Raw genomic sequence first — 17,637 nt, 5'->3', positions numbered from 1 at the left:
GATTCGCTGGCGGAGGAAGAAACATGAAAATCGTTGATAAAGTAAAAAGCAATCAAAAGCTGATGCGTTTCATTGAAACAACGCAAAATAGAATAACCGATTCAGAGATGGGGACCACATCGGTCGTCGTCGCCTACTATTTATTGCTTTCACTTTTCCCGTTAATGATTGCGCTGGGAAATCTGTTGCCTTATTTATCGATTGATCCGAACACGGTTTTATCTTATGTACAAGAATTGATCCCTAGTCAAATCTATGACTTTATCGGACCAGCGATCGAAAACCTCCTCACCACAAGCTCTGGCGGGTTGTTATCGATTTCCGCCTTGGCTGCGTTGTGGTCTGCGAGTCAAAGTATCAATGCCTTGCAAATTGCGATGAACAAAGCCTTCGGTGTGGACCAACGTTCCAATTTTATCGTGGTGCGCGCAGTATCATTTGTGATCATCCTGCTCTTTATGATTGCGATCGTTGGTGTTACGATGGTATTTGGGCTTGGAAAAATCATTCTTGATTTTTTGCAGCCGATTTTTAAGTTTCAAGACAATCTGATCGATACGTTCCAAACAGTCAAATGGCCAGTCACGATCGTTGCTTTGCTGTTTATCATGATGCTGATCTATTGGTTAGTGCCGAATGCAAAGGTCAAGTTGCGTTCGACTTTGCCAGGGGCGATCTTTGCAACGATTGGCTGGATGTTGCTGTCACAAGTGTTTGGCTTATACGCCCGTTACTTTGCTGCGAAAATCATTGGCTATCAAATTATTGGAAGTTTTATTGTTTTAATGATCTGGTTGAATCTTGCTGCGACGATTATTATCTTGGGTGGAATCATCAACGCAGTGGTAGAAGAGTATGTGTCGGGACAAGAGATCAAAGAACGAACAGATCCTGTTCAGCGGATTTCTTCGAAAATCGAAGATACATTTACCAATAAAGAGAAATAACGGAAAGCGAGAATAAACGATGGATTTTGCATTCAAATTTGTAATGCGCTTATTTATAACAATGATCGTGTCTTTAATCCTAACACCGATCATTAAATTGATCTCTTTTAAGATCGGCGCAGTCGATCGACCAGGAGATCGCCGAATCAACACCAAGACAATGCCGACCGCAGGGGGACTGAGTATTTTTCTTTCGTTCTCTTTTGCATTGCTTTGGGAATTCCGTGCAATGATTCCTTTTGACTATGTCTGGCCGATGCTTTTAGGTGCAGCCATCGTCGTAGTTACTGGATTATTGGATGATATCTTTGAGTTGACGCCCCTGCAAAAAACACTGGGTTTGACGTTAGCGGCATTGGAGATCTATTTTGTTGCTGGCATCAAAATCAGCACGGTTTCGATCCCTTATCTCGGGGTTTTTGACTTGGGCTGGTTAGGCTTACCTATGACGATCCTATGGATTTTGGCGATCACGAATGCGGTCAACTTGATTGACGGTTTAGATGGTCTAGCGAGTGGGGTCTCCATTATCAGTCTGACAACGATTGGGATCATTAGTTACTTCTTTTTACCAAACTCCGTTGAAGTACCGATGGTGATTTTTACATTGATTGCCGCGATCGTAGGCTTCTTTCCTTACAATTTTTATCCAGCCACGATTTTTTTAGGCGATACTGGGGCACTTTTTCTAGGTTTCATGATTTCCGTCCTATCGTTGCAAGGCTTAAAAAATGCGACCTTCATTACAGTGATCACCCCAATGTTGATTTTAGGGGTACCCATTACCGATACCGTCTATGCGATGATTCGTAGAAAATTCAATAAACAAAAGATCTCTTCAGCAGATAAGATGCACTTGCATCATCGCTTACTTTCATTAGGGTTTACCCACCGTGGCACGGTCTTGACGATCTATGCCTTGGCGATGGTTTTTTCATTTATTGCATTATTGATGAATTATGCCAGTAACACCGCAATCATCTTGCTGATCATTAGTACAGGTTTTGGCATCGAATTGTTTATCGAGTTGATTGGTTTGGTGGGAGAAAATCGTCAACCACTCATGTGCGCGCTGAAGTTTCTTGGAAACCGTCGATTCAGGCAAAAAGTCTTGAAGGCGCGAGCGGAAAAGAGAAAAGACAAGCAAGAAGAGGAAAGCGAAGATTTAGCTGCTAGCGCTTCTCAAATCAAGGAAAAGCGACGAAAGAGAAAACATTACCAAGCAAAACACAAAAAATAAACGATACAGTTGCGGCAAAGGTGTCCAACAGGTGAGATGAATACGAGTGATCGTTGAAGGTCAGGAGGAGTCAGTGCTTCTTCTAGCGCGTTCTCTTATGATCAGCTGTCGATGATTCGATCAATCCGTTGGCGATGCTTGCCGCTTTTTGTTTGTTTGAAAATGGTCAGACAAACATTATTTCCTGTCGAATTCTTCCGTCTTGAATTGACGGATCTAGCCCTAAACGTCTATACTTAAAAAGAGCAGCAGACTAATCAAAGAAAGAAGGATATGAACGAATGCCAAATGTGAAACAACTGACGTCAGAAAGAATGGGAACAATTTATGAGCTTTCCAATGATAGCGGTACCATCGTAAGGCTAAGTCCTGAAGGCGCACGCTTATTGGATTGGGTCGTTCCAGTAGAAGAAGGTCGCGACATTGTGGTCGGTTATGACACGATCGAAGGACATCGCCAAGCACGTTATTATGGCGCAACGATCGGCCCTGTGGCGGGAAGGATCGCAGGTACTCGCTTTGAGATCGACGGACAAGAATACCAAACGGAAGACAATGATGGCGGCAATACGCTTCATGGCGGTTCAAAGGGGCTGGATACTGATACATGGATCACTGAAACCTATGAAGAAGCAGACAAAGCTGGGGTGATTTTTACTACCACACGGCAAGATGGCGATGGCGGGTTTCCTGGGAATGTTCGTTATCAAGTCACCTATACGTTGACGAATGACAATGAACTATTGCTTGCTTATGATGCCAACACTGACAAAGCGACTTTATTTAACCCAACGAACCACGGTTATTTCAATTTGACAGGTGATACCCAACAGCCGATCGATGACCACTTGGTTCAAATCAATGCCGAACATGTGGCTGAAACGAATGACGATGTGACGACGACCGGTGAAAAAACGCCTGTCGCAGGCACAAAGTTTGATTTTAGACAAGAACGCCCGATGGGAACGACGATGTTGGATGATCCGTTCTTATTAGACCATACGCAAGAGTGGGATCTAAAAGTAACCAGTCCCGATCAAAAAGTGCAGCTGACTGTAACTACTGACCGTCCTGCCGTTGTTATTTACACAACGGGTGAGGGAGAAGCTGGTGCATCAATGAAGACTGGTCCTTTTGCCAATCATGGCGGGATGGCGATCGAAACACAAGGTGTTCCTGGCTCTGAGAAATTTACCCACTTTGGTGAGATCGTGTTGCGTCCAGAAGAACCCTTCCACTCTGTGACGACGTATCAGGTCCACTTTTAAGCATAGGAACCAAATCATTTTTAATGAAATAGAAAAAAGCATTGTCAAAACGCAGAAAGTTTGGCGATGCTTTTTTTTGACAAAATCCGATTACAGATGTAAACTTAAAAATGTGAATCACTTATGAAAGGAAGTGGACAAATGCAATCTGTGGTCGAACCAATCAAAATCAGCGATTCTGAATGGGAAGTCATGCGTGTGATCTGGACATTAGGACAATCTGACGCGAAAGAGATCACCGCTTTATTGAGCGAAAATAAAAATTGGAAAGCAGCAACGGTCAAGACGCTTTTAGGACGACTCGTCAAAAAAGGCGTATTGAAAACAGAAAGCCAAGGGAAAAAATTTGTTTATTCGCCGCTTGTTTCCGAAGAAGCAACCGTTCGCAGCGCAGCTGAGAATCTTTTTTCTCATATTTGTGCCAAAAAAGTTGGGCAGACATTAGCAGAAATGATCCAAGAAGCAGCATTGACGGCAGAAGATTTGGCGATGCTCCAAGCAGCAGTCGACCAAAAAGTGCCAGTAGCAGCGATCTCATGTAATTGTATTCCTGGTCAGTGCCAATGCAAAACCCATGCAACAAAATAAGTAGCCAACGAACTGTTAAAAGAAATGAGGAATCGTAATGAAAAAAAACATGCAAATCAGCGGAATGAATTGTGCCCATTGTGCCGCAAAAGTTGAAAAAGCGCTTAGTGAAGTACCGGGTGTGAAAAAAGCCAAAGTGGACTTGAAAAAAGCTCGCGGAACAGTCAAGTTTGACGAGTCGCAAGTGACAGAAACAGCCTTAGTCAATGCGGTCACCGAAGCGGGTTATCAAGGGGTATTTGAGTAAGCAATGGAATTGCTAAAGTGAAAATGAAAAATCAAAACAAATGAAAAGTGTCCAGCCGCTTGAAGCTTTTGTATGAAGGAGCAAGACTGTACGCACATTCAGTGAAATAGGAAGGGGAATACTAGGATGAATCAGAAAAAAACGTCTTCCGCAAGTAATAGTCAGACGTCAAGCCATCATAGGCATGAACCTGCTTTGAATGAGCGGGATAATGGTACACAGGGAAAAGAGCAACATGCGCAATCACAAGTGACAGAAGTCCCTGAGCCTAGCCATGAGATGAATGGGATGGATCATCACAAGGCGACATCAAAACAGCAGGAGCATGAAAGTTCCGATAGTAACCATGGTCCTATGGATCATGAAGTGTCTGGCATGGATTATAGCCATAAGGGTAATGAGATGTCTGGCATGGATCACGGCCACAAGGGCCATGAGATATCTGGCATGGATCACAGTCACACGGACCATGAGATCTCTAGCATGAACCATAGTCACATGAATCATGAGATGTCTGGCATGGAACATAGTCACATGGATCATGAGATGTCTGGCATGGAACATAGTCACACGGATCATGAGATGTCTGGTATGAATCATAGTCATATGGATCATGGAATGGGTGGCATGGATCATAGTATGCATATGGGAAATTTTAAGCAAAAGTTTTGGCTATCCTTGGTTTTGGCGATTCCAATCGTCATTTTATCACCAATGATGGGCATTGAATTGCCCTTTCAGTTCACGTTTCCTGGCTCAGATTGGGTCGTATTGCTTTTAGGAACGATCCTGTTTTTCTATGGAGGGCAGCCGTTTTTAAGTGGTGCGAAAATGGAATTGAAACAAAAAAGCCCAGCCATGATGACGTTGATTGCTATGGGGATCACGGTTTCTTATTTTTATAGTCTTTACGCGTTTATCGCCAATCATTTTCTCGCTGTTCCTCATGTAATGGATTTCTTCTGGGAACTAGCGACTTTGATCGTGATCATGTTGTTGGGCCATTGGATCGAGATGAATGCCGTTTCTAATGCTGGCAATGCATTACAGAAATTAGCAGAACTATTGCCAAAAGAAGTGATTCGGAAAAATGCGGATGGATCAGAAGAACAGATTCCATTAGAAGAAGTGACCAACAAAACACAGTTGATCGTTCGCTCAGGAGATAAGATTCCTACCGACGGAACGATCCTTGAAGGAGAAACAACAATCGATGAGTCGGCAGTGACTGGTGAATCCAGACGGGTACCTAAAACCGTCGGCAGTACTGTCATTGGAGGATCTGTCAACGGCAATGGTACCATCACGATGGAAGTCACAGGAACTGGGGAAGACAGCTACTTAGCGAAAGTCATGGAAATGGTGCGAAAAGCCCAAGCAGATAAATCCCGCTTAGAAGCACTTTCGGACAAAGTGGCAAAATGGCTGTTTTATATTGCGTTAGTTGCTGGTGTCTTGGCATTTGCTGTATGGCTGTTTGTTGCTGACCTACCGACTGCTCTTGATCGAATGGTCACGGTATTCGTCATTGCTTGTCCCCATGCGTTAGGGCTAGCGATTCCCCTCGTGGTTGCTCGCTCGACATCGATCGCTGCCAAAAATGGCTTGCTCTTAAAAAATCGCAACGCACTGGAGAATGCGCATCATGTTGATTATCTGATCCTCGATAAGACCGGTACGTTAACAGAAGGAACGTTTACCGTAACTGGCATCGAGGCGACAGGCAGTCTTTCTGCATCAGAAGTACTAGCTTACCTAGCAGGTCTTGAGAAAACCGCCAATCATCCGATCGCAGAAGGTATTTTAGCCCAAGCTGAAAAGGAAAACATCACAGCCAAAAAGGCGACTGATGTTCAAACAATGACAGGGATTGGTCTGGAAGGCGTGATCGATGGACAGAAGTGGGTGATCGTCAATCAAAAAGGATTGGAGCAATTAGCCATTCAGTATCAAGGGAACTCCTTGGAAAATTATCAAGAACAGGGCAATACCATCAGCTATTTGGTTCATGACGGCAAAGTGGAAGGAATCGTCGCATTAGGGGATAAGGTGAAACCAGAAGCGAGTCAATTTATTCAAAAAGTGAAAGACTTAGGCATCACACCAGTTATGGCTACTGGAGACAACCAAGAAGCGGCGCAAGCCGTAGCCGATTACCTAGGAATCGAAGCCTTCCATGCGGCAATGTTGCCAGACGATAAAGAACGTCTAGTCAGTGACTATGTCAAAGAGGGCAAGCGCGTCGTAATGGTAGGCGATGGGATCAATGACGCCCCAAGTCTTGCAAGAGCGACGATCGGGATTGCGATCGGAGCGGGTACCGATGTAGCGATCGATTCAGCCGATGTCGTTTTGACGAATAGCGAACCTCAAGACATCTTGCACTTCTTGACTTTGGCGAAAAAAACAAGACGCAAGATGATTCAAAATCTCTGGTGGGGCGCAGGATACAATATTTTTGCCATTCCTTTGGCAGCTGGCGTCCTCGCACCGATCGGGATCATTTTGAACCCAGCAGTCGGAGCTGTCTTGATGTCTATGAGCACGATCATCGTTGCCATCAATGCAATGACCTTATCAATCGAAAAAAGCGGCGATTAGCCGCTTTTTTGTTTCTTTTCCTAGGAGCAGTGAAATACCTCTATAATCTGCTTCTGGATTTATGCTATAATGTGTTCGTTGAGACAAGGAGGACGTTGATTATGGAACTGAAGAAATTGGATGTTCCCACTACTTCAATTACTGAAGTAAAAAAATCTCCGATGGATGTATTTAATCAAGCGCGAGAAGCAGGAACAGCAGTATATGTATTCAATCGTGAAAAAGTGGCGGGGGTCATGTTGACACAAGAGCAGTATGAAACGTTATTGCAGGAATTAGATTATTTGCGTCAGCGACCGATGATGGAAGAAGAACCCGAACAGCCGCCAGTGGCAGGGCTAGAGGAATTCTTACAAATCATGCGGCAAGCGCTGATCACCGGTGCGAGCATCTCGGCAAAAAATTTAGATGAGCGAATGGTGGCGTTAGGGTTCATCACTCGTAAAACTGGTTTTGGCGGTGTCGTTGACATGGTGAACGAATTGAAAGAAACAGGCAAGATCGTTTACCAGCTACGTAAAAAACAAGATGGTAAATCGGTGACCGCTGAAGTCATTGGAGAACAAGACAATCAAACGCAATTATTTGATAAATTGATCATCAAAAAAATCTTTCTAAAAGAAAAATAAACGCTGGAACTTGTCCCAGCGTTTCAGACGGTAGACAAAGTACGGATGTGTTCGTACTTTGTCTTTTTTTCTATAAAATATTGGAGCTTGTTAATTTTTTTAAAACTGTGAAAGATATTGCTCATCCAACCAACAAAAGTTCCAGCCAGTTACAGACTAGGTTTTAAGTCAGCCAGTAAGTTTTCCCGTCTTTCGTCCGTTGCATAAATCCGTATTCGATCAAATAACGTCGGACAGTGACGTAATCGGTGATCGCTTGCTTTAATACATCGTTTACGGCAGCTTCTGAATAATTTTTCTTCGGATCAAATTTTTGTGCCAGTACACTCAAGACAACGATCTTGCGCTTTTCTTTGCTGGGAAACTGTTTGATAAACCCCGTTTCATCAAAATAAGTAGCAATGATCTTTTCTCTTTCACTAGCCGTAATGGCATAGCGATCATCAAGCATCGTCGCCCCTTTGTGAGGCGGCAGCAACGGGGTATCTTGCAACAAGGACATGATGCTTAAAAAAACAGTCGCTTGTCGCTGTTTTTCTTTTAGCTTAAAGCGATGATTCCTGACAGTCGAAGAAGAGATACCTAAGCGCTGGGCAATCACAGTGTCGCTAACATCTTGGGCAAACAGTTGTAAAATCTCCTGTTGGCTCTCTGATAAGCCTGTTTGTTCTTTGGGTAAAGTCAACAATGCGGATAAAACGGTTCCGTGATGCTCAGTGATATGCTGCATCATTCGTTTTTTTGCTGTAAAAAAGGCGCCATCAATGGGATAGATTTCTTCTTTGTCGAAGGTCTCCTGACAAAAGACGCAACAATAATCCGTTGGTGTTGCGACATATCCTTGCTGATAATCAGAAAGGGTAAACTCTTGATAAGGTTTCATTTTGGGTTCTCCTTTTGTTGTTTAGATATATACTAACATAAGTTGAATTTGTTTGTAAATAAACAAACGGATTTATCGTTATTAGATTAATTTCATCCGTTGCTTAAAATCGTCGCCTTTTTGTGTTAGGATTAACAACAATAGCGAATGAATTTGCTTAATTCAAAGGAGTGATACTATGGCAGACGTAAGCCAACGCTTCAATCATGAAGTGTACAATATAGCTGTTTCATTGATTCGTAAATTTGATGAACGGGTTTCTTCAATTCCTGATATTTTAAAGTTAACGTTAGGCGAGCCGGATTTCAACACACCGGAGCACGTGAAAAAATCGGGTGTCCAAGCAATCGAACAAAATTTCAGCCACTATTCTGGAATGGCAGGCTTAGCAGATGTTCGGCAAGCAGCCAGTCTCTTTTTGAAAAATAAATATCAGCTTGATTACGACTTTCAATCAGAAGTATTAGTGACGATCGGTGCAACGGAAGCAATCTCAGCTTCGTTATTAGCCACGCTGGAACCTGGTGATAAAGTGATTCTACCAGCACCAATTTATCCAGGCTATGAACCAGTCATCCATTTAGCTCATGCCAAACCGATTTATCTTGATACGACGGATAATGACTTTGTTTTAGCGCCAGAAGTTTTGGAAGCAGCCTTAAAAGAGCATGGGGAGCAAGTCAAGGCAGTCATTTTGAATTATCCTAGCAATCCAACAGGGGTCGTTTATACCCGAGAACAAGTCAAAGCATTGGCAGAAGTTTTAGAAAAATACCCCGTTTTTGTTATTAGCGATGAAATTTATAGTGAGTTGACTTATGATGAAACCCATGTGTCCATTGCTGAATACTTGCGGGATCAAACGATCGTGATCAACGGCTTGTCGAAATCTCACGCGATGACTGGTTGGCGCGTCGGCTTCATTTTTGCACCAGCAGCGTTGACTGCTCAGATCATTAAAGTCCACCAATACTTAGTGACCGCGGCCTCAACGATTTCTCAAAAAGCCGCAGTGCGGGCATTGATCGAAGGCATCAACGATGCAGAAGTCATGAAAGCCGATTACCGTGAACGCAGAGATTACTTGTTTGAAAAGATGACTGCCCTTGGTTTTGAAATGGCGAAGCCATCTGGTGCATTCTACATTTTTGCCAAAATACCAGCAGGTTTCAACCAAGATTCCATGGCTTTTTGTGTCGACTTAGCCGAAAAGAATCAATTAGCAATCATTCCAGGGATCGCCTTTGGTCCCGAAGCAGAAGGCTATGTTCGTTTAAGCTATGCGGCAAGTATGGAAAACTTGGTGGAAGCGATGGATCGCTTGACACGCTATATGCAAAGCAATTGATTCTACAAACGTTTCTTTCGTTCATAAGTGTTAGATAAAGTAAGCCCCCTCTGATGGATGCAGCGGGGGCTTTTTTAGGCAATCGACGAACTTTACAAAAGATTTACATCGCTTTATCGATTCTTTACATGAAATCCATCAAGGGTTTACACCGCCTTGCTAAACTAAGCATATAACGAAAGGAGATTTACTAAATGAAAAAATTGGGACTTTTATTTTTTGCAACTGGATTATTATTAGCTGGCTGTGGGAGCGGTGGCGCAAGCACTGAGAGCAGTCAAGCATCAGGCGGATCTTCATCAGGTGCCGCATCAAATGAAAATGTAGAAATTTTAGCTGTGGGCTCAACGGCATTGCAACCCTTGGTTGAAGCAGCAGGTGAAAGCTTCTCAGCAGACAATCCCAATTATACAATTACGGTTCAAGGTGGCGGCAGCGGAACTGGCTTAAGTCAAGTAGAAGCAGGCGCGGTGACGATCGGCAATTCCGATGTGTTTGCGGATGAAAAAGATGGTGTGGATGCCAGCAAATTAGTTGACCATAAAGTAGCCGTAGTTGGTATGGCACCAGTGGTAAATAAAGACGCAGGCGTTACGGACCTTAGCCAACAAGATTTAATCGATATCTTTACAGGCAAAGTGAAGAATTGGTCTGAACTAGGCGGAGCAGATCAAGAAATCTCTGTAATCAACCGCGCATCAGGCAGCGGTACGAGAGCGACCTTTGAAAAATGGGGCTTAGATGGTGCAGAGACGATCCAAACACAAGAGCAAGATTCTTCTGGGACAGTCCGTAAAATCGTTGCTGAAACACCAGGAGCAATCAGCTACCTTGCTTTATCCTATTTGGACGATTCGATCCAAGCGCTATCTCTTGATGGGGTAGAAGCGACTCCTGAAAACATTGCAGATAACAAATGGCCAATCTGGTCTTACGAGCATATGTACACGAACGGCGAACCAGATGCAAACGTCAAAGCCTTTCTTGATTACATCATGACAGACGATGTCCAACAAGGAATCGTTATTGAATTAGGTTACTTGCCAATCACTGATATGAAAGTAGAACGCAGTGTAGACGGCGAAGTAACGAATGTTGAATAGTGAAATGACCGAAGAAGGAGAATGCTCCTTCTTTTTTTTGTTTAAAGCATCAAGAAGATGCTATTGGCTGGTGCTTCATTTGGTAATGAAAAACAACTACAAAAACAGCCGATAACAATTATTCACCTGTTATCGGCTGTTTTTTATCAATAATCATCTTTTTCATGAAGCGGCAAAGTCACCGTAAAGGTAGAACCAATTTTGGGGAAACTGTCAACCTTGATGCTGCCACCTAATAATTTGGTATAGTCTTTAACGATAGCCAGCCCAAGTCCAGTGCCGCCAGAATTGCGGGCGCGGGCTTTGTCCACCCGATAAAACCGCTCAAAAATCCGTTCCTGATCTTCTTCATCGATGCCGATGCCTTGATCCTGCACTTGAAATAACAGCTGGTCGTCTTGCTCTGAATAGGATAATGTGATGACACCACCAGGTTTTGAATAGGTGACAGCATTTTCTACCAGATTTTTTACGATGGGCTGCAGCAGCTCTTTTTTGGTAGATAAAATGAAGGGTTCGGGTCCTTCAAATTGAAAGGTCAATTGCTTCTTAGCAGCTGCGGGACCATAGGTTTGAACGACTTGTTGCAGCAGCTCAGAAAAGTTGATCGGTTGGTCGACATACTGGAAAGAATCACTGTCTTGAGACAGTTGGATGATATCTTGTATTAGATTTTTCAAGCGATAAGCATCTTTTTGAATGATCTCTAAAAAGGTCTGCAATGTTTCTGGGTCTTCTTTGGCGCCGTCCAGCAGTGTTTCGGTAAACCCAATCAAGGAAGTTACCGGCGTTTTTAATTCATGGGAAACATTGCCGACAAAATCTTTTTGCATTTTTTCTAATTGTCGGATGCGCGTCAAGTCATAAGAAATACCAATCAACTGGTTTTCTTGGAAGCTTCGCAAGGTAACATCCAAGACTTTTGAACGTTCCCCGCTAAGGGTGGTTTCCGCATGGAAAATAGGGGTCTCGTCGTTAAATTGATAGATCAATTGGATCAGTTGTGTGTCATGAATCACTTCAGTGAAGGGCTGCGGCAAGGTTGGCGCAGTTTCCATCCCCAATTGTTCTTGCATCGTCGGATTCAACAGCAGCAGTTGATTTTCTTCATTAATGATAAAGACACCGATCATCAGTTCACTGAGCAAGCCGTACAGCTGTTGTTCAGATGCCGCATAGGCACGATAGGTCTGGCTCATTTGTTCGCTCAGCTGATTGATCAGTTGATACAACTCGTCATGTTCAGGGGTTTCTTGCATAATGATTGCTTGTTGATCGGGCGAGGTGATCATTTTTTTTACGACGGGCAGAATCGTTTGGATTGGACGATTCCGCTGACGCAGCGTGTGAAAAATCAGCAGGCTGATCAAGAAACAAAAGACAAGATAGACAATCAAGATCGATTGCTTGATTCCTTGGTTTTTCGCAAAAAAAGCAGCAGTCGGTTCTGCGATCCGCAAGATTTGAGTTAAGTTTCCATCTTCTTTGACAGGAATCGCCACGTAAAGCAATTCTTCATGCAAGGTGTCGCTTTCCCGCAACGATTGACCAACGGCGCTTCCGCGCAAAACGGCTTGAACTTCTGGACGATCGGAGCGGTTTTCATGGAGGGTATGATCATAAGTGTCGAAAATGATTTGGCCTTGATCATCTAACAAAGTGATGCGGCTATTGCTATCTTGAACATAGGCATCGGCAAATTGTTCGAGCGCTGCGGTTTGGTTATCTGAGAGATTCAAAAACACAGCGGCTTTCTCTTGCAGAAAATCCACTTGCTGGGCGATGACTTGCTGACGGTAAAAACTGCTTAGAACTTGCCAACACAGGAAAAAAATCAGCAATAGACCGATTGACCATAAACCATAGCCATAGCGTTTTTTCATTGGGTCGGCTCCTGAAATTTATACCCAAATCCTCGAACGGTCACCAAGTATTCTGGACGCTTGGGATCAGCTTCCAATTTTTCTCTTAAATGACTGATGTGAACATCCACGATGCGACTTTGTCCATCAAAGTCGAAATTCCAAATACGATTGAGTAAGGTATCGCGATCGATCACGCGGCCTTTACGTTTCATAAAGTAAACCAGCAGCTCGAACTCTTTCGGTGTCAGGAAGATTTTCTCACCATCCACACTGACCTGGAAATTGGTCAGATCGGCTTGGATTCCGCCAATTTGCAAGATTTCTGCAGGTTGATCTTCTTCTCGTGCTTGTTGACGAGGTTCTAAGCGACGGAAGATGGCCTTCATTCGAGCCAATACTTCTCGAGGGCTGAAGGGTTTCGTCAAGTAGTCGTCAGCCCCGATCTCTAAGCCCAAGATCCGGTCGATCGGATCATCTTTTGCGGTCAAGACGAGGATCGGTGTCTCGATTTTTTCTTGACGTAATTTCTTTGTGATTTCGATGCCGTCCAAATTCGGCAGCATGACATCCAAGATGATAAAGTCAAAAGGTTTTGACAACGCCAAGTCGAAGGCTTTTTGACCATCTGAGGCGGAAACGACTTGGTAGCCCTCTTTTTCTAAATTAAAGGTTAAAAGTGTGACGATTGAAGGTTCATCATCGACAACGAGTATTTTTTTCATGATAGACTCCTTTCGTTTCTTTTTTTCAAGAAACGATTAAATTTCAACGAACAAGTCCTATTTTAGCATGAATAGACAATTGGTACTATTGCAACCACTAAATAAATGCTATAATAAAGGACGATTTCATAGGAAAGCTGAGGGTGCTAAATGATTGGAATCAGTGCGTGTCTAGGCGGTGCCCTTTGCCGCTACGATGGAAAACATCAAGCAGTACCACAATTGATCGAACTTGTTCGTGCGGGTCAAGCCATGATGGTCTGTCCAGAAGTTCTTGGCGGCTTGCCGATTCCACGTGAACCGGCCGAAATCGTCGGTGGCGATGGGGTGGATGTTTGGGCGCAACGAGCGAAGGTCGTCACCATTTCAGGAGAAGACGTGACGGAACAATTTACTAAAGGCGCGAAAATTGCTTATCAAAAATTACAAGAGCAAGGCATCACCCAACTGATCTTAAAAGAGAAAAGTCCCTCTTGTGGCAGTCAGACGATTTATGATGGCAATTTTTCTGGAATCAAAAAAACAGGGGTCGGTGTCGCTTGTGCCTATTTTCGACAACAAGGCATGACTGTTTTGTCCGATGTCGAATGGCTTGCAAAACAGGAGGAAGCAAATGGAAATTGAAAAGACCAATCGCATGAATGCGTTGTTTGAGTTTTATTCCACGTTATTGACGGAAAAACAGATGAATTACATGGAATTGTATTACGCAGATGATTTTTCTCTAGGAGAAATCGCTGAAGAGTATCAAGTTAGCCGTCAAGCAGTCTATGACAACATCAAACGCACCGAACGTATTTTAGAAGACTATGAAAAAAAACTACATATGTTTTCGGATTATATCATGCGGGAAGACTTGCTGGATCAGCTAAGCGAGTATACGAAAACCCACTATCCAAAAGACGAAACCTTACAGGGGTTTATTCAACAGCTCCAAGAAATTGAAGAATAAAGGAATGAAAAAAAATGGCATTTGAAAGTTTAACTGAACGCCTCCAGCAGGCAATGAGCAAACTGCGCAGAAAAGGAAAAGTATCTGAAGCAGATGTAAAAGAAATGATGCGTGAGATTCGTCTAGCTTTATTAGAAGCCGACGTCAATCTGCAAGTTGTAAAAGAGTTTACCAAAAATGTCCGTGAACGGGCAGTGGGGGTAGAAGTATTAGAAAGCCTATCTCCAGCGCAACAAATCGTTAAGATCGTTGATGAAGAATTAACCAAAACATTAGGATCAGAAACAGTTGGGATCGAAAAATCACCGAAGATCCCAACGATCATCATGATGGCTGGTTTGCAAGGGGCAGGGAAAACCACCTTTGCTGGGAAATTAGCCAACCATTTGATCAAAACCGAAAACGCACGTCCATTAATGATCGCTGGTGACGTGTACCGTCCAGCTGCGATCGACCAGTTGAAAGTATTAGGGCAGCAATTGGATGTACCTGTTTTTGATATGGGAACTGATGTCAGCCCAGTTGAAATCGTCCGCCAAGGATTGGCTTTGGCTCGGGAAAAGAAAAATGACTACGTTTTGATCGATACGGCGGGTCGTTTGCATATCGACGAAAACTTGATGGAAGAGCTAAAACAAATCAAGGACTTGGCACAGCCAAATGAAATTTTACTGGTAGTAGATGCGATGACAGGACAAGATGCTGTCAACGTGGCGGAAAGCTTCAATCAACAACTGGGGATCACAGGGGTAGTCATCACCAAGCTAGATGGCGATACTCGTGGCGGGGCGGCATTGTCGATTCGTCAAGTTACGGGCGCTCCAATCAAGTTCACTGGTACCGGTGAAAAATTGACCGACCTTGAAGTATTCCATCCAGATCGGATGTCTAGTCGGATTCTCGGTATGGGTGATATGCTGACTTTGATCGAAAAAGCACAGCAAGATTACGACGAGAAAAAAGCAGAAGAACTTGCTCAAAAAATGAAGGAAAACTCCTTCGACTTCAATGACTTTGTCGAACAGATCGATCAAGTTATGGGCATGGGCCCAATTGAAGATCTCTTAAAAATGATTCCGGGAATGAGTCAAATGCCTGGTATCGAAAATGTCAAAGTTGATCCGAAACAAATTGCTCGACAAAAAGCCATGGTTTATTCTATGACACCAGCTGAACGGGAAAATCCTGATTTGTTGAATCCAAGCCGTCGCCGCCGTATTGCTGCTGGTTCTGGAAACAGTGTCGTCGAAGTCAACCGTATGATCAAACAATTCAAAGAATCTCGCAAAATGATGCAGCAAATGAGTAAAGGGAATATGAATATTCCTGGCATGGATCAAATGTTTGGCGGCGGGGTCAAAGGGAAACTTGGAAAAATGGCCATGAACCGCATGGTCAAGAAACAAAAGAAGAAAAAGAAAAAACGCAAATAATCGTTTAACACTGATAGGAACTGAGAACTGAACCTTATCTTCGTGTAATTAAAAAAACATGATCTGAAAAGGCACCAAATCGAGAAGCTGTACCTGCTAATTCTAGCAACTGCAGCTCCTCAGATTGCCTTCTTCAGGTCATGCTTTTTTATGCTCACAGCGTCCTCTTTAAATAAACTCCTTCAAAGAACATCAAATAGAACATCTAGAGAACATCCTTTTTTATAGAGAAAGCCAGCTTTCTACCGAATATCTCAAATCGTCCAAGAGTCAAAAATAGCGATCAACTATCGTTGCGGACAACTCTAAGAATAGGATAGAAGCAGAACATTCGTGCTTTCTGTTAAATGGTGCTACTATTAATTTATAGCAAGTATGAAAGGAGTTTTTTACGATGACAAACAAAGATCGCATTGAAGGAAAAGTAACCGAAACAAAAGGGAAACTTACAGGAGATGACTCCGAAGAATTAAAAGGCAAAACCCAAAATAAATATGGGAAAGCCAAAGATAAGGTTGAAGATTTTGCGGATGATGTTTCTCGTAAAGTAAATGACTTCTTTGACAAAAAAGACGACGACAAACCTAGACATTAAACTTAAAAGCATCCCTGCAACAAGAACATGTTGCAGGGATGCTTTTTTATATTCCACTGATTTGTTTGTTTTTTCGTTTGTACCACCAATTCATCAGCGCTTTAGGATAGACAAGCAGCAAACTGATGAATAAGCAGGCAACCAGTAATAAACCGAGCCGAAGGGCGATGTTCCAAAGACTGACATCATACCCCTCATAGAGATTACGGTAAAAAATTTCTAGTGGGTAATAAGAAATCATGGATAAATAGAACCAGGTTCCCAAAGAAAGCAGCCAATAAACTGGTGCGCGCAATTTAGGGATCGTTAAATAATCACCGTCATTTTCTAAAGAGATTTTCGAGAACACTTTTTCGGCAGCAAGAATCAGCAAGCCGCTCAAGCCGAGGTAAAGGAGCAGCAGCCACCAAGGGTAGACATATCCTTGGGGCCAATCGATCCAGGTTTGAAAAGGAATCAGAAAATCCCCATGACCAAGAAACACAAAACTAAAAAACTCGCGGGTACATTGGAAAAAGCTATACCCCATTGATCCTAGCGAAATAGTGAAGAAGACCGAGAGCACGCCAGTAAACAGATTCCCCAGCAAAACGCCTAACAAGAGACCTGCAGCAAATACTAGCAGATTCGTTGCCAAGGTACTAAGGGCAGAAAGCAGCACGTCTTGAAGCGGCACAGCGAGATAGCGAGCTGGGATCATCGTGTATTCGATCAGGATATGACCTAACAGACCCAAGACTAAACAAGCGGTCAAGGGTAAGCCGATAAAAAGCAGTTTCTTGTGAAAGACGTGCTTTCTGCTAAAGGGTAAAGCAAATAAAAAGCGATTGAAATTGGTGCGGCCATCGACAAAAAAGGACAAGAAGCCCCAAATAAACAGGAAGACAATCACAAGTTGATTCATGGTGGTCATATAAGGGCGATTGTAATAAATCTCATCAGGGGACTCATTGCTGATCGTCAATACCGCATCGCGGTACTCTGTTGCCGAATCAAAGTAAACCGGGGTTTCACCCTTGTAGCTTTTGACATAGTACTCTCGATTTTCGTTGAAATCTTTGATAAATTCTTCAGATGTCAAATAGCGTTCTTGCTGATGCCAGGCTTTTTGTGATTGCCAGCCATCACCAAGATACATTAAGAGTAAGACAAAACAAAAGCCGATCAGCAGCTTGCCGTAGCGTTCTTTAAATATATTGCTTAACATCGTTTTCCA

The 17,637-nt window shown here is 43.1% G+C and carries 17 protein-coding genes; 13 read left to right on the top strand and 4 right to left on the bottom strand.

What is annotated here, in order from left to right; genetic code table 11:
* The first annotated feature begins 23 nt into the window (after window positions 1-23).
* The 7 genes from ACTW1R_RS11995 (at window position 24) to ACTW1R_RS11965 (ending at window position 7,520) form a co-directional block, all read left to right on the top strand.
* Window positions 24-947 carry a YihY/virulence factor BrkB family protein gene (locus ACTW1R_RS11995; protein WP_005228865.1) on the top strand — a complete coding sequence of 308 codons (924 nt, stop codon included), beginning with the start codon at window positions 24-26 and terminating at the stop codon, window positions 945-947.
* Between the two features lie 19 nt (window positions 948-966).
* Window positions 967-2,187 (top strand): glycosyltransferase family 4 protein, encoded by a 1,221-nt coding sequence (locus tag ACTW1R_RS11990; RefSeq protein ID WP_015510147.1) that lies wholly within the window; start codon window positions 967-969, stop codon window positions 2,185-2,187.
* A 281-nt stretch (window positions 2,188-2,468) separates the two neighbouring features.
* On the top strand, window positions 2,469-3,455 hold the full coding sequence (locus tag ACTW1R_RS11985; RefSeq protein WP_121260866.1) for an aldose epimerase family protein: 987 nt from the start codon (window positions 2,469-2,471) through the stop codon (window positions 3,453-3,455).
* A 141-nt stretch (window positions 3,456-3,596) separates the two neighbouring features.
* The gene (locus ACTW1R_RS11980) at window positions 3,597-4,043 is read left to right on the top strand and encodes a CopY/TcrY family copper transport repressor (RefSeq protein ID WP_008377382.1); all 447 of its coding nucleotides are present in this window, start codon (window positions 3,597-3,599) and stop codon (window positions 4,041-4,043) included.
* A 37-nt stretch (window positions 4,044-4,080) separates the two neighbouring features.
* Window positions 4,081-4,290, top strand: a complete 210-nt coding sequence (copZ, locus tag ACTW1R_RS11975; RefSeq protein ID WP_005228873.1) for a copper chaperone CopZ — start codon at window positions 4,081-4,083, stop codon at window positions 4,288-4,290.
* A gap of 126 nt (window positions 4,291-4,416) precedes the next feature.
* Complete coding sequence (locus ACTW1R_RS11970) at window positions 4,417-6,891, top strand: heavy metal translocating P-type ATPase (protein WP_375806546.1); 2,475 nt, start codon at window positions 4,417-4,419, stop codon at window positions 6,889-6,891.
* 101 nt (window positions 6,892-6,992) lie between these two features.
* The gene (locus tag ACTW1R_RS11965) at window positions 6,993-7,520 is read left to right on the top strand and encodes a hypothetical protein (protein ID WP_010749742.1); all 528 of its coding nucleotides are present in this window, start codon (window positions 6,993-6,995) and stop codon (window positions 7,518-7,520) included.
* 163 nt (window positions 7,521-7,683) lie between these two features.
* On the opposite strand, the gene ACTW1R_RS11960 is transcribed toward ACTW1R_RS11965, so the two are convergent.
* Complete coding sequence (locus ACTW1R_RS11960; RefSeq protein ID WP_270287782.1) at window positions 7,684-8,403, bottom strand: DUF2087 domain-containing protein; 720 nt, start codon at window positions 8,401-8,403, stop codon at window positions 7,684-7,686.
* 178 nt (window positions 8,404-8,581) lie between these two features.
* Here ACTW1R_RS11960 and ACTW1R_RS11955 point away from each other — a divergent pair, with 178 nt between their 5' ends.
* Both ACTW1R_RS11955 and ACTW1R_RS11950 read left to right on the top strand, forming a co-directional pair.
* Complete coding sequence (locus ACTW1R_RS11955; protein WP_081116389.1) at window positions 8,582-9,751, top strand: pyridoxal phosphate-dependent aminotransferase; 1,170 nt, start codon at window positions 8,582-8,584, stop codon at window positions 9,749-9,751.
* A gap of 194 nt (window positions 9,752-9,945) precedes the next feature.
* Window positions 9,946-10,854 (top strand): phosphate ABC transporter substrate-binding protein PstS family protein, encoded by a 909-nt coding sequence (locus ACTW1R_RS11950; protein WP_016608721.1) that lies wholly within the window; start codon window positions 9,946-9,948, stop codon window positions 10,852-10,854.
* A gap of 146 nt (window positions 10,855-11,000) precedes the next feature.
* Here ACTW1R_RS11950 and pnpS read toward each other — a convergent pair whose 3' ends face one another.
* Window positions 11,001-12,737, bottom strand: coding sequence for a two-component system histidine kinase PnpS (gene pnpS / locus ACTW1R_RS11945; protein WP_087627809.1), 1,737 nt, complete (start codon window positions 12,735-12,737; stop codon window positions 11,001-11,003).
* The gene (locus ACTW1R_RS11940) at window positions 12,734-13,441 is read right to left on the bottom strand and encodes a response regulator transcription factor (protein ID WP_005228895.1); all 708 of its coding nucleotides are present in this window, start codon (window positions 13,439-13,441) and stop codon (window positions 12,734-12,736) included. The genes pnpS and ACTW1R_RS11940 overlap by 4 nt, the downstream gene beginning before the upstream one ends.
* A 150-nt stretch (window positions 13,442-13,591) precedes the next feature.
* On the opposite strand from ACTW1R_RS11940, the gene ACTW1R_RS11935 reads away from it, so the two are divergent.
* The 4 genes from ACTW1R_RS11935 to ACTW1R_RS11920 all read left to right on the top strand — a co-directional run bounded on the left by ACTW1R_RS11935 (window position 13,592) and on the right by ACTW1R_RS11920 (window position 16,421).
* On the top strand, window positions 13,592-14,065 hold the full coding sequence (locus ACTW1R_RS11935) for a 2-thiouracil desulfurase family protein (RefSeq protein WP_016608717.1): 474 nt from the start codon (window positions 13,592-13,594) through the stop codon (window positions 14,063-14,065).
* Window positions 14,055-14,393, top strand: a complete 339-nt coding sequence (locus tag ACTW1R_RS11930; protein ID WP_005228897.1) for a putative DNA-binding protein — start codon at window positions 14,055-14,057, stop codon at window positions 14,391-14,393. Before ACTW1R_RS11935 ends, ACTW1R_RS11930 begins: the two co-directional genes overlap by 11 nt.
* 14 nt (window positions 14,394-14,407) lie before the next feature.
* A complete protein-coding gene (gene ffh, locus ACTW1R_RS11925) occupies window positions 14,408-15,826 on the top strand; it encodes a signal recognition particle protein (protein ID WP_005228902.1) in 1,419 nt (472 codons plus the stop codon).
* Between the two features lie 394 nt (window positions 15,827-16,220).
* Window positions 16,221-16,421: a CsbD family protein gene (locus ACTW1R_RS11920; RefSeq protein WP_005228904.1), complete on the top strand. Its 201-nt coding sequence runs from the start codon at window positions 16,221-16,223 to the stop codon at window positions 16,419-16,421.
* Between the two features lie 46 nt (window positions 16,422-16,467).
* Here ACTW1R_RS11920 and ACTW1R_RS11915 read toward each other — a convergent pair whose 3' ends face one another.
* The gene (locus ACTW1R_RS11915; protein ID WP_271812917.1) at window positions 16,468-17,628 is read right to left on the bottom strand and encodes an ABC transporter permease; all 1,161 of its coding nucleotides are present in this window, start codon (window positions 17,626-17,628) and stop codon (window positions 16,468-16,470) included.
* Between the last annotated feature and the right edge of the window lie 9 nt (window positions 17,629-17,637).

The organism is Enterococcus sp. R12 (assembly GCF_058135755.1).
This window is presented reverse-complemented; position numbering and strand designations above follow the sequence as displayed.